This window comes from Bacillus cereus ATCC 14579 (genome assembly GCF_000007825.1).
GTDB lineage: Bacteria > Bacillota > Bacilli > Bacillales > Bacillaceae_G > Bacillus_A > Bacillus_A cereus.
Genome location: NC_004722.1, coordinates 5,145,702 through 5,159,244 on the forward strand (window position 1 = coordinate 5,145,702; position 13,543 = coordinate 5,159,244).

Sequence of the window (13,543 nt, forward strand, 5' to 3'; positions counted from 1 at the left end):
AAACGTGACAACACATTTCCGACATATTTTTGACAAAAATACGAATAGAATTCGTAAGATATCGAATATTGTCGAAATCTATCGTTTTTTCTTCGTATAAAAGGCATACTACTTATATGGTAAAGTATTTTATTTCCCCTACCCGCATTTCAAATTCCTTCTATATAAAGTGAAACTTTCATTAGCCATCACCAATTGTACTTTTACAGGCAAATAGAGAAATAAAAAAGAGCTGATATGAAATCAGCTCTTTTCCTTCTATTATTAATGACGCTTCATACGCCCTTCTTTTTGTAACTCTTTAAATAATGCTGCCATCATAAAGAAAATAACGAAGACGAACGGGAATGCCGCAATGATAGCTGCCGTTTGTAAGGCTTCTAATCCGCCAATATATAATAGCGTAGAAGCTATCGCGGCTAGAACGATACCCCAAATCATTTTAATACGATTTGGTGGGTTTAAACTACCATGTGTCGTTAACATTCCTAAAACAAATGTTGCAGAGTCTGCCGATGTAATAAAGAATGTTGCAATAAGTAAAATACCTAAAACTGATAAAGCTGATCCAAAGCTGCCCATCTGATCGAACATAGCGAATAATCCTACTTCTGTTCCCATTTCTTTCACTTTGTCGAAGATATGTGCATCACCAAACAGCTCCATATGAATACCAGTACCGCCGAACACAGAGAACCAAAGTGCACCAATTACGGTCGGCACAAGTAACACACCGATAACAAACTCACGAATCGTACGACCTCGTGAAACACGAGCAATAAACGTACCTACGAACGGTGACCACGCAATCCACCATGCCCAATAGAAAATTGTCCATGACTGAATCCATTGATTCCCACCTTCGTCTAATGGACTTAAACGGAAACTCATACTTGGCAATTCCTGAATATAAGAACCGATTGTTGAAGTGAAGTAATTCATAATAAAGTTTGTTGGACCTGCAAATAATACAATGATCATAAGTGCAAATGCAAAAATAATATTCGTATTACTTAAATATTTAATTCCTTTATCAAGACCTGTTTGCGCAGATAACATAAATAATACTGTTACGATTGCAATAATAACTAACTGAGTCGTTAATGAGTTCGGGATAGATGTTAAATAACTAACACCACCTGCAATTTGTTTCGCACCAAGACCTAATGACGTTGCAACACCAAACACAGTTGCGAAAACAGCTAACACATCAAATGAATGAGCAATACGCCCGTGTTCCCCGCCCTTAAATAACGGACCTACTGTCGCACTAATCGTACTTGCTTTTCCTTTTCTAAAGGTAAAGTAAGCAATACATAACGCTACAAACGCATATAGTCCCCAAGGATGTAATCCCCAATGGAAAAATGAAAAACGCAGTGCAAGGCGCGCACTTTCCTCAGTTGCACTATCTCCAAACGGAGGTGCGTATAAATGGTTTAATGGTTCGGCAACGCCCCAGAAAACTAAGCCAATACCCATACCAGCACTAAATAACATAGCAAACCATGTCATATAACTATAATCAGGTTCATCATCATCTTTACCTAAACGAATAGAACCGTATTTCGAAACAATTAAAAAGATAGACACACCTAAAATAATAGAAACGGAAATAATATAAAACCACCCGAACTTACTAACTAATGCAGTTTGAATTGCGGTTGTTACATTTCCTAAGCTACCTTTTCCAATAATAGATTCGGGAATAATCCCCCAAATTGTAAATGCAATACATAATGTTAATGAAACGATGAATGTTTTTGTCAGTTTCCTCATCAAATCCCCCTTCGTAGGTTTCGTTTTTGTAAATAACATAAATTCCGATATGTAAAATCGGATAGAAAACTATAATTTTGCGGTGATTTTCTTACTTTCACCTTCACCAATTCGAATTCTTATGGACAGCCTTACCTTTCGTATAACCTTTTCACTCTGCAAGAGCTACAAGTTAGAAATACTGCTGTCAAATTGTGTGAGAAAAACGCGGATAGGAATGTATTTTCCTAAAAAAGGATGTGTTACATATGTAAAAAAGGGCAAAGTTCTTCCTTGCAACCCTTTCGTTTTGTAACAATTATGCGGTTTTTTTGCTAGTATATAGCACGTGTTTATAGCTTCACAAACAAAATGTTTATGTTTATATAACTATATTACCCATAAAACGGTAAAATACTCAAGGAATGTAATCGTTTAGTAAACATCATGTAACATTCCTGTAACATTTTTATTTACGTCGAAAAAAACATGTTGTATTAAATATTTTGAATATAACTAGAAACCTATGAGTCATATAGAATGAAAAACGCTTTCCTATATTTTTTGTTATATTACAGGATGTTAACGACTTATTACGAATGGTTTGTAATTGTGTGTTTTCCCCAAATCCGAAAAAATCTGTTGCTATAATGAGGACACGAAAACAAACGCAATGGAGGCTATCATGAAAAAATTAATTGGTATAGCAACAGCAGCAGTTTTTGGTCTTGGGATTTTCACATCATCTGCTAATGCAGAAACTGTTGTAACAACAGACGTACTAAACGTACGCGAAAACCCTACTACTGAATCAAAAGTTGTCGGTAAATTACTAAACGGTAATAAAATAGATGTTCAAAATACAGAGAACGGATGGTCAAAAATTACTTTAGACGGTAAAGACGCATTCGTAAGTGCAGAGTTCACAAAAAGCATCTACTACGTAACAGCTAACGTATTAAACGTACGTGCTGAAGCGAACACAAACTCAGAGGTTCTTGGAAAGTTGAAGAAAGACGATGTAATCGAAACAACGAACCAAGTACAAAATGAGTGGTTACAATTTGAATATAACGGGAAAACAGCTTATGTTCATGTTCCTTTCTTAACAGGTACAGCACCTGTAATTGAGAAACAAGAAACAACTGCTCCTGCTAAAGCTGCAGCACCAGCTAAGGCTCAAGCACCTGTAGCACAAGCAAAACCAGCTGCTAAGCCTGCTGTGAAAGCTGCTGAAACTAACACACCATCTGGTGGTCGTGAGTTAACAGTTGTAGCTACAGCATATACAGCTCACCCGAGCGAAAACGGTGGCACATATGGCGGCCGTGTATTAACTGCAATGGGTCATGATTTAACTGCGAATCCAAACATGAAAATGATCGCTGTTGACCCGAAAGTAATCCCATTAGGATCTAAAGTATGGGTAGAAGGTTACGGAGAAGCTATCGCTGGAGATACTGGTGGTGCAATTAAAGGTACCCGTATTGATATCTTACTTGGATCAGATAGCGCTGCTCAAAAATGGGGACGCAAAACTGTTAAAGTGAAAATTTTAAAATAACCAATGACTGCTAAATTACAAGCCGGTTCTCTTTATTGAGAGCTGGCTTTTATTTATTTATAATACATATAAGGAGGCTACGCCCATGAATGTACAAGCAAAAGTAGACTGGATTGGTACGCCAAAACCGTACATATATAAAGATGAAGTAACATATAACGCTACTTCTATTGATTTTTCACTCGCTGGCGATGATAACCGCTATAAGTTAATTGTGCTCAAGTCTGAAAACAATACACATTACAAAATTGTGCAATATGGAATAAAACCAGGCTCTCAAAAGCCATTTCCTATCGACATTCCATTTGAACAAAATATGTTGCCAATTATAGAGCAAATACTACATGATCCATATGTACAAGCGATACTAAAGGAAACACACTCATAATTGTAAAAAAATATATCAACGATTTTTCGATTATATCTATCATAACTTACGATATATCAACGGTTCGACACGAAATATCGATTTAGCTACAAAAAAGAAGCTGTTCAAATATTGAACAGCTTCTCACATATTAACGAGTTGGACCAGATACATCTTCTGATTTCAACGTATTATTTGCACCAAGAGAATGATACAACATCTTTCCATTTCCATTCACAGTTACAATATGTTCGTTATTAAAACTTTTGAACTTCACAGATCCATCACCGTAACGAATATGATACTCTTCATATGTCGTTACTTTATATTTCGTAGCACTTTGACGCTCTACATTACGAACTTCCATCGTTAATAAGTCTTCTGTAATTCCTTTTTTGTGTAAATACTGTATATAATCACGGTCTTCCTTATACGATTTTCCGCTCTTATCATAATTATTTTCAATTAAACTAAAATCATTTAATGAAATTGCACGTACGTTATCATAAATATGATTTCTTACAAATTCGCCCACTGCTGAACTTGATGTTTCTTTCGGGAATTTTAAGTAATATGTGCTTTGGTCTCCAATTTTAACACTTTCAGATTTCATCACACCAAGATCAGTAGTTTTCTCTAAATGTACTTCTACTGTTTCATCTGTGGATACAGGGCCAAGCTTATAACTTCCATAATTTAATTTTCCACGTTTTTTCCCATTCACAAATACAGTTGCATCACTTTCATCAGAAGAAATGCTTACATACTTGCCTTCAAGCGATAAATCAATTTTCACTTTCTCGCTCTGTTCATCCGCTAAATCTACTTCTTTCTCTGTTTCTAATTCAGTAAGTTCTGTCTTCGCCGTTGCCTTTACAACATATGTACCTGGGAAGTATGGCCCCAACTCTTTCGAATTTTTATCACTAGAAAGCTCTGTTTCTTTTTTGTCATTCACATATATTTCTGCATTCTTTGCAGTTGTACTTACATTCATATAATAAGATTTCATGCTGAACTTATACTTTGGATATAAGAACCACTCTTTTCCCTCTTCTACTATTTCCCCGTCTTTAAATGCAGGTTTATCTTTTGTTAACTTTTGATCTACTGTCTCTTTCTGTAAATAAGACAGTAATTGTTTGTTGTAAGAAGGATTCTCTTTTAAATAACGCATGTACGCTTTAATATCCTCTGTCTTAATCTTTAAGCTTGAATCATTTGCTTTTACAAACTCATCAATTGCATTAATATCTTTCTTTTGGAATGCTTCAATCATTACATTTACTTGCTTTTCTTTTGAAAACTTATATGCTCCAAATTTATATGCCCCAAATAATAATGCAGCAATAATGGCAAAACCAATGATTAAAAATAAATTTTTCTTACTTTTCACTGGTTTTGTCTCGCTTTGTAATTCTTTATATGAAGCAGCAGTGTTATCAACGATTACTTCTACTTTACTCCCACACTCAGGACAAAAGTTCAAATGGTCTGCAACGTTCTTTTTACATGTTCCACAAAACTTCAACGTGCTCTCCTCCTATTTTTTAGCTAATTTCATTCCAGCAAATGCTGCTACATATGTCACAATCAAGCTAAACAAAGTTAAATATATAAATGAATTTTGCATAGATAATACCGTTCCACTTGTTCCAAATAAACTTGTTACAGTTCCTGAAACATTAATTTGGAACTTAGAAATCATATTCATTACAATCATCATAATTGTGTAAGAACCACTGCATACCGCTAATGTAATATATATATTGGCAGTCGGTAATTTAGCTAACTTTCTTCCCGCTCTAAACATAAAGAACAATGGAATAATAAGCAGTAATAAACCATAATGGAATACGTTATTCACTCTATCAAATTCTGCAAGGCTTTCCTCATTTGCTCCTTTTGAAATCAATATCTCTCTAAGCTCTACGCCATTTACAGAGACGCCTGATATAAATGAAAACGATAGTGTGCTCTCATGTGCATTTGATTTCTTACCAATTCTAGTAAATTCCTTACTAAGTGCTGGACTTGATACTTCTAACGGCGCAAAATGAGCCATACTCCATAATTGAGGTGTTAACTCTAATGCTAATAATGTACTTTCAGATTTTAAAGTTGTTATTTCTTTTAATGGTTCAATACCGTTTTCCTTACTTACTAACGCCATAATACAAACCGCTACTGCTGTTACTAAAAGTCCTTTTATCATAGCCGAAACACCGTAATAAACAGACGCTCCATATGGCATTAACTCTTGAAATGCTGCTGCCATATTGTTTTTGCTTGTATGAGCAATAAATCCTAATAAGGTAAATAATGTCCCACATACAAAACCACTCAATAAACTCTTCATCGCTGAATAGCCAACCGTAATCTTACCTGCTTCTGAGAATGGGATTGCAAAAGATTGTGATGCTATAAAACTTATAATGAATAAAAAGACTCCATAAATAATACCAACTGTTGCTGCCATAAAGATTTGATCTTTAATCGTTTTCGCAACATGCTGTTTCCCTAACCAAATTCCTGTACCAGTGAAAATAATAAATGGAATGATTAATAATAATGTAAATGGAGTATGCCAAGATAAAGAAAATATCAATCCACTATCATCGTTAGCTGTAAAACCAAGTAAATGGTAACTTAACATCGTAGAAGTTGCACTCGAATAAAAACTTGGCAACATTTCTAATTCTTTCGCAAATTTGCTAAACATCTCACTTAACATAGAGGCAAATAATAAACTACCAATCCAACCAGCAATTAACATGAGAATACTTGCAACAGCCCCACCAATAAAACCTTTTTGTAAAACGGCTTTATCTGCTTTAAATTCAACTTTAGGAGCACCATCCATTGTAGGCAATTTTACAGTTTGTTCTTTTTTCTTCACAACAGATAAAGAATACCCACACTTTTGACAATATAAATTTTTTTGAGCATTTTCACTGCCACAACCTCTGCAGTATTTTGCAGTATCTTTTTCTAATGTTACTGCATCTATAGCTCCTGCAATCTCCATACTACCTTCATTTGGGCAATAATTTACTTCTTCACCATGTTGTTTTCCACATGTGCGACAATACATTTAATTCACTCCCCACTTTGCTTAATTCCACAAACTGGACAGTAAGTAGAGTTTTTATCGATATGCTCATTACATGAAATACAATTTACCGTTTCACCTTCATTTTCTACTGTTAACATCGGGTTAGGCTTTCCACACGAACCACAAAACTTATCATTTATTGATAAAGGTCCACCACATTCACATGTAGCTTTTTCACCTTGTTGTTTTTGCAATTCAACAATGCGCTTTCTTGCTTGATAAATAGCTACATCAAATTCTTGAACTGGAGCAATCATTTCTTTTAAGCTCGCTTCATTTACTCCACTTCCTCTTAATTGAACATACACTTGCTGTCCAACCTCTAATAGAACCTCTGCTTTTTTCTGCATTTGCACTTGCATTCCCTTTTTCAATTGAGCAATTTCTTGTGCAACTTGCAACTTCATTTTCCCTTGTTCTATTCCTTCTTGTAACTTATTCATTCCACTACCTAACTTCGTGTGTAAATCTGACAAATCATTTCTCCTCCTATACATATATATTTATATATGAAATTAACATTTTATATATTACCATGATTTTCAAGTTATGTAATCCAAATTTCATTTTTTCTGTTTTGAGCATTTTTTGTTTATAATGGTAAAGGAAAGAAATATGTGTACGGAGGAATATTATGCTGCAACACTCAATTACGAAAGATGAAATTATGATGATTGCGAATGAGTTCGTTCAAGGACTAGATCCACAGCAAACAGCTGATCAGGAACATGTCGCTACAGCTCGGCACCTATATCGTAGTGGTGTTGTCTACAACGTTGACTTTGATGGTTATACACTATCAGGAACTGTAGATGCGGAAGGCAACGTATATAGCGTTCATATTCCGATTCGTAATGTCGCTGAAAGTTATTGTGATTGCTTCGCACCAACACAATGTGAGCATATGCTCGCTGTATTACTATCTGCAGCGTCTAGTTTCGGGCAAGTAGGAGATGTATTAACTTTATTTAAAAATAATATGAAACCTTCCCTTCCTCCTATTCGAACTGCAAGACAAGTATTGCAATCATCAGCTTTTGAAGAAACGGATTATAAAAGTTGGGAATCATATTTTGAAAAAGAATATGAATCATTTAAAAAAGAACAAGCTCGCCTTACTTATAAACAAATGTATTTTCTTATGAGTATCTTTACAGATTTCTATACGAAACTTGAGCGGAAAGCTCCGCGCGTCATCGCCATACATGAATTATTCAGGTTACATGCAGCACTTTACTGCTTTCAAAAATTATTAGAAGAAATTCAGGCATTCGAAGCAAACAAAACGTATTCTTATCACCAACCTGTTAATGTCGTTCGCCTATTTGTAGATAAAGTGGAATCCATCGTTCGGGACTTACAATCAGAAGCGATTCCTTCAGAATCTGAAATAATTTTGCAAGAAACAGCTCGTCTTGTTCATGAAGTATTCTTCTCTACCGACGCTTATACGCAAGAGCGATTTTTCATTTATCGCCACATATGGAGTGAACTTTTAAACAATAAAGAGAAAATGCAAGAGGAAGAAAAACGAATCGATACGAAAATTAATCCACTATCTAAAGCATTAGCGTCTTCTCACCTTCTCTTTTTAAATGAAGAAGATCTACTAGCGATGGACTTACTAAAGAAACAACCTGCTTCTGTTGTGAGTCTATACTTCTATTGGTTAGAAGAACTATTAAGTGCCATGCAGTGGGATCGTGCGAAAAACTGGCTTTCCTTTACGTATAAACAAGTAAAGAAAACGATCCAAGATCACGAAAATACGATTTTCATAAAAGATATCGTTCGGCTATTTGTAATCATGTATGAAACATACGCAACACATACAAATGAACAAGCTGGTTTTGAAATGATCTTGCAGGAACTATTACCGTATAGTTTCACAAACTATGAACAGTACGTACTCGCGAAAAAACAGTATCGTACATGGGCAGAGCTTCATCTCTTATATGGGTTTGAAGCAATTGAACTGTTAAAAGAACCACTGAAAGATATTGAAAAAGAAGCGCCAGAAGCAGCACTTCCTCTTTATCATCTTGCTGCTGTAGAGGCAATTGAAGAACGAAATCGTAAATCATATAGACGCGCAGTTCGTTACTTAAAGAAATTACGTACATTATATAAACGATTAAAACGCACCGATGAATGGGATGCTTTCATTATTCACATCGCCAATCTCCATTCACGTCTGCGTGCACTACAAGAGGAATTACGGAAAGGAAAATTAATCGATGATCAATCAAACTGAAGTAACAATTAGGCTCCAGCATGTTAGTCAAGGTTGGTTCCTTTGGGGAGAAGATGACAGCGGTACTCCATTATCCGTAACAAGTTGGAAACGACATGCATTCACATGGCACTCCACTTCTTTCTACGGTACGTTTCTAAAAGAAGCAAACTTCGAAGGAAAACAAGGTGTGCTACTAACAAATGCACAAGCCTTTGAATACATTGCAAACAAACCGATGAATTCCTTTGCACATATTCAACTGAACGGCCCTATTACAGCACTTACAAAAGATGCAAATGAATTATGGGATGCCTTTACGAGTGGTAGCTTCGTACCAGATATCGAGCACTGGCCCAAACAACCATCTTGGAAAGTTCAAAATACGCCAATTGAAGATGACACATTAGCATCTCTTTTCTCAGCAGCAGTTAATGAAAGCATATTACAAGATAATCGCTCAAATGACGGCTGGGAAGATGCTAAAAGACTATATGAACATTACGACTTTACGAAAAGACAATTGGAAACAGCACTACATGAAGAAGATTGGCTTCGAAAAATTGGTTATATTGAAGATGATCTTCCGTTTACAATCGGACTAAGACTGCAAGAACCACAAGAAGAATTTGAAATGTGGAAACTTGAAACAATCGTGACACCAAAGCGCGGGGCGCATCGCATATATGTATATGAAAACATCGATTCCTTACCGAAAAGATGGCACGATTACGAAGAACGGATTACAGAAACACAAGAAGGTTTTAGTAAGCTCATACCGTGGTTAAAAGAAGGAGATACATTCCGAAATGAGCTCTTTGAAACAGAAGCTTGGAACTTCTTAACAGAAGCAAGCAATGAATTACTTGCAGCCGGCATTACAATTTTACTACCATCATGGTGGCAAAATTTAAAAGCAACAAAACCGAAATTACGTGTCCAGCTGAAGCAAAATACAGTACAAACACAATCGTTCTTCGGTATGAATACGCTCGTTAATTTTGACTGGCGAATTTCGACGAACGGCATTGATTTATCAGAAAGCGAATTTTTTGAACTCGTTGAACAAAACAAACGTCTATTTAATATAAACGGTCAATGGATGCGACTAGATCCAGCCTTTATCGAAGAAGTAAGGAAACTCATGAACCGTGCCGATAAATACGGACTAGAGATGAAAGATGTCCTGCAGCAACATTTATCAAATACGGCTGAAACAGAAATTGTAGAAGATGATAGTCCGTTTACTGATATTGAAATTGAACTAGATGGATATTATGAGGAACTATTCCAAAAGCTGCTTCATATTGGAGATATTCCAAAAGTAGATGTCCCTACTTCACTAAACGCAACACTTCGTCCGTATCAACAACACGGCATTGAATGGTTATTATATTTACGAAAGCTTGGATTTGGAGCATTGCTAGCTGACGATATGGGACTCGGGAAAAGTATTCAAACAATCTCTTACTTACTATATATAAAAGAAAATAATCTCAAAACAGGCCCTGCATTAATCGTAGCGCCGACATCTGTTCTTGGAAATTGGCAAAAAGAATTTGAGCGTTTCGCACCGAATTTACGTGTTCAATTACATTACGGAAGTAATAGAGATAAGGGCAATTCTTTTGAAGATTTCCTTCAATCAGCAGATGTTGTATTAACATCTTATGCATTGGCTCAACTCGATGAGGAAGAACTAACTTCATTATGCTGGGATGCTGTTATTTTGGATGAAGCACAAAATATTAAGAACCCACATACGAAACAGTCGAAAGCAGTACGAAACTTACAAGCAAATCACAAAATCGCTTTAACTGGTACGCCGATGGAAAATCGCCTTGCTGAACTTTGGTCCATTTTCGACTTTATTAATCATGGATATCTCGGAAGCTTAGGGCAATTCCAACGTCGCTTCGTCACACCGATTGAAAAAGATCGTGATGAAGGAAAAATCCAGCAAGTTCAACGGTTTATCTCACCATTTTTACTGCGCCGAACGAAGAAAGATCAAACGGTCGCATTAAATTTACCAGATAAACAAGAACAAAAAGCTTACTGTCCTCTTACTGGTGAACAAGCTTCCTTATATGAACAACTTGTTCAAGATACACTGCAAAATGTCGAAGGATTAAGTGGAATTGAAAGACGCGGCTTTATATTACTTATGCTGAACAAGCTAAAACAAATTTGTAATCATCCAGCTCTTTATTTAAAAGAAGAAGAGCCACAAAATGTCGTTGAACGCTCTATGAAAACAAAAACGTTAATAGAGCTCATCGAAAATATAAAAGATCAAAATGAAAGTTGCCTAATCTTCACTCAATACATCGGCATGGGGAACATGCTAAAACGTGTGCTAGAAGAAAAATTCGGCCAGCGTGTCCTCTTCTTAAACGGTAGTGTGCCGAAAAAAGATCGCGACAAGATGATTGAGGAGTTCCAAAACGGAACGTATGACATTTTCATCTTATCCTTAAAAGCTGGCGGAACAGGATTAAACTTAACCGCTGCCAACCATGTCATTCACTACGATCGTTGGTGGAACCCAGCTGTGGAAAATCAAGCAACAGACCGCGCATATCGCATTGGTCAAAAACGATTTGTTCATGTTCACAAACTCATTACAACAGGAACATTAGAAGAAAAAATTGATGAAATGCTAGAAAGAAAACAATCTCTAAACAATGCGGTCATCACAAGCGATAGCTGGATGACTGAACTATCAACAGACGAACTAAAAGAATTACTTGGTGTATAAAGTGAAACTTTAATCAGTGGAGGTTTTACTCCCCGCAAAAAAAAGCGCTAATCTCATTTGAGATTAGCGCTTTTTTCTATTCCAAAACCAATTACTTATTATAATTCCCGTTAATCCGCCGCACGTATCAAGCAATGAATCTTGCCACATTGGTGTGCGGTCTCCCGTATACCATTGGTGAATTTCATCAAATGTTGCATAACCCGCAACGAAAAGAAGGGCATATATAAAACATCTTTTCCTCGAATGACCTGATCGATGAAAAGCGTAATAAATCAATGAACCTAGCATAAAGAACACCATAAAATGAGCACCTTTACGAAGGAAAAACTCAATAAATCCGCCTACACCTTTATTCGCAATACTAACAGGGGTTCCTCCACCATAATCAATAGATACCCATGAAAAATGCTCTTTCACAAATTCAACATTTACATATTGTTCAATATCTGAACGCATATCCTGCTTTTTATATGGTTGTGCCGAAGAATAGAAAATCAGCCCCATCCATAGTAATACAGGAATCCAAAATAACCATTTACGATTCATTATCCAGAATTCTCCTCTCTTAATCTTTTAAGGGTACCAAAAAAAAGAAAAAATTTCACGCCAAAACATGACATTTGTACCCTATTTATAAAGTGAAAGGAGGTGATACACATGGCAATTGAAACAATCGTAATGGATTTAACTTTACGTCTTGTCTTAAATAACGGATTAGATAAGAACGGCAAAACAGTTTTCAAGAACAAACAATTTAAACGTGTTAAAACAAATGCGAGCTTAGATCAAGTACACAACGTAGCTCATGCTCTAGCTTCCTTACAAGCATCACCACTTCACGCTGTACAACTTGTAAGCACATCAGATCTTTCTAAACTATAAAGTAAAACTCGGATCAGTGGGGATTTTATTCATCCCCGCTGAGTATTAGACCGCAATTTAACCGGCAGACCCAAATCCCATAAATAGCTTGATAAATACAAAGGAGGGAATAACACATGCAAGTACTAGAGTTGATTTTCGCAAAAGAAGATGGAAAAACAGTCGTTTTTTCTATCGATACGCCCATCACACCAATCGATGCACAAGTCGTAAATCAAGTAATGGATACAATCCTCGCCTCATCTGTATTTTCATCCATTGATGAAAATACACGAAAAAAGGGAGCTCGCCTTGTAGAAAAAAATGTATCTGAAGTTCCAATTACTCTATAAAATGAAAAAGACGAATCTGCATCATTTTGCAGATTCGTCTTTTTTCTTCGGCATTTCAATCGGAATAAAAATCTTTGAGAAACCGACGCATACGTACTTATAATGTTCTTCACCTATATCAAACTCAGTCGTATATGTTGAGAAGAATATATAATCATTTCGCTTCGTATAATGATCAATTAATAACCCAACTTGTGGCTCAACATACTTTTTCGCTAACTTTTTACCGGCCGATGCCAAGTCGCCAAGGAGACCCTCTTCATTCTCTTTTTGAACTTCATCTAGCTTCTTACTCACATCATTACGCTTCATAAACTGCTTCGCTGCCCATTCTGTATATTCGCCCTTACTCGGATTACTGTTTGCTAAATATACTAGGAGAACGACAACTAAAGCCATAATAATATACTTTTTCTTCATACTATATCACCGCCTACTCTTTTCTATTTTCATATATATGTACAAGCGATGCAAATTAGAAAGACTATCACCTATTGATTGTAAACGAATAGCCAAAATTTACAATAC

Annotated in this window: 12 protein-coding genes; 6 read left to right on the top strand and 6 right to left on the bottom strand. The window is 36.0% G+C overall.

The features are described 5' to 3' along the window. Nucleotides 1–264: 264 nt before the first annotated feature. The gene (opuD, locus tag BC_RS26115; RefSeq protein WP_001229103.1) at nucleotides 265–1,779 is read right to left on the bottom strand and encodes a glycine betaine transporter OpuD; all 1,515 of its coding nucleotides are present in this window, start codon (nucleotides 1,777–1,779) and stop codon (nucleotides 265–267) included. 664 nt (nucleotides 1,780–2,443) lie between these two features. Here opuD and BC_RS26120 point away from each other — a divergent pair. Both BC_RS26120 and BC_RS26125 read left to right on the top strand, forming a co-directional pair. Further along, nucleotides 2,444–3,322, top strand: a complete 879-nt coding sequence (locus tag BC_RS26120; protein ID WP_000733327.1) for a cell wall-binding protein EntA — start codon at nucleotides 2,444–2,446, stop codon at nucleotides 3,320–3,322. A gap of 85 nt (nucleotides 3,323–3,407) precedes the next feature. Beyond that, nucleotides 3,408–3,710: a DUF3910 family protein gene (locus BC_RS26125; protein WP_001102539.1), complete on the top strand. Its 303-nt coding sequence runs from the start codon at nucleotides 3,408–3,410 to the stop codon at nucleotides 3,708–3,710. A gap of 130 nt (nucleotides 3,711–3,840) precedes the next feature. Here BC_RS26125 and BC_RS26130 read toward each other — a convergent pair whose 3' ends face one another. From BC_RS26130 to BC_RS26140, 3 genes are read right to left on the bottom strand one after another with little or no spacing between them, the layout of a single operon-like run. Further along, the gene (locus BC_RS26130) at nucleotides 3,841–5,220 is read right to left on the bottom strand and encodes a zinc ribbon domain-containing protein (protein WP_000666879.1); all 1,380 of its coding nucleotides are present in this window, start codon (nucleotides 5,218–5,220) and stop codon (nucleotides 3,841–3,843) included. A gap of 12 nt (nucleotides 5,221–5,232) precedes the next feature. After that, on the bottom strand, nucleotides 5,233–6,783 hold the full coding sequence (locus tag BC_RS26135; RefSeq protein WP_000271651.1) for a zinc ribbon domain-containing protein: 1,551 nt from the start codon (nucleotides 6,781–6,783) through the stop codon (nucleotides 5,233–5,235). Between the two features lie 5 nt (nucleotides 6,784–6,788). Then, entirely contained in the window at nucleotides 6,789–7,280 is a 492-nt protein-coding gene (locus BC_RS26140; RefSeq protein ID WP_001281394.1) for a zinc ribbon domain-containing protein, read from the bottom strand. 158 nt (nucleotides 7,281–7,438) lie between these two features. Between BC_RS26140 and BC_RS26145 the strand changes: the two genes are divergently transcribed. Both BC_RS26145 and BC_RS26150 read left to right on the top strand, forming a co-directional pair. Continuing rightward, nucleotides 7,439–9,058 carry an SWIM zinc finger family protein gene (locus BC_RS26145; RefSeq protein WP_000939127.1) on the top strand — a complete coding sequence of 540 codons (1,620 nt, stop codon included), beginning with the start codon at nucleotides 7,439–7,441 and terminating at the stop codon, nucleotides 9,056–9,058. Continuing rightward, nucleotides 9,042–11,798 carry a DEAD/DEAH box helicase gene (locus tag BC_RS26150; RefSeq protein WP_000610098.1) on the top strand — a complete coding sequence of 919 codons (2,757 nt, stop codon included), beginning with the start codon at nucleotides 9,042–9,044 and terminating at the stop codon, nucleotides 11,796–11,798. Before BC_RS26145 ends, BC_RS26150 begins: the two co-directional genes overlap by 17 nt. A gap of 63 nt (nucleotides 11,799–11,861) precedes the next feature. Here BC_RS26150 and BC_RS26155 read toward each other — a convergent pair whose 3' ends face one another. Next, nucleotides 11,862–12,347, bottom strand: a complete 486-nt coding sequence (locus tag BC_RS26155; protein WP_001080707.1) for a VanZ family protein — start codon at nucleotides 12,345–12,347, stop codon at nucleotides 11,862–11,864. 111 nt (nucleotides 12,348–12,458) lie between these two features. On the opposite strand from BC_RS26155, the gene BC_RS26160 reads away from it, so the two are divergent. Together BC_RS26160 and BC_RS26165 are read left to right on the top strand one after the other, a co-directional pair. Continuing rightward, nucleotides 12,459–12,683 carry a DUF1659 domain-containing protein gene (locus BC_RS26160; RefSeq protein ID WP_000963857.1) on the top strand — a complete coding sequence of 75 codons (225 nt, stop codon included), beginning with the start codon at nucleotides 12,459–12,461 and terminating at the stop codon, nucleotides 12,681–12,683. Between the two features lie 116 nt (nucleotides 12,684–12,799). Continuing rightward, nucleotides 12,800–13,015 carry a DUF2922 domain-containing protein gene (locus BC_RS26165; RefSeq protein ID WP_001197593.1) on the top strand — a complete coding sequence of 72 codons (216 nt, stop codon included), beginning with the start codon at nucleotides 12,800–12,802 and terminating at the stop codon, nucleotides 13,013–13,015. Between the two features lie 21 nt (nucleotides 13,016–13,036). Here BC_RS26165 and BC_RS26170 read toward each other — a convergent pair whose 3' ends face one another. Beyond that, nucleotides 13,037–13,435 (bottom strand): DUF4359 domain-containing protein, encoded by a 399-nt coding sequence (locus tag BC_RS26170; RefSeq protein WP_000731405.1) that lies wholly within the window; start codon nucleotides 13,433–13,435, stop codon nucleotides 13,037–13,039. Nucleotides 13,436–13,543 lie beyond the last annotated feature (108 nt).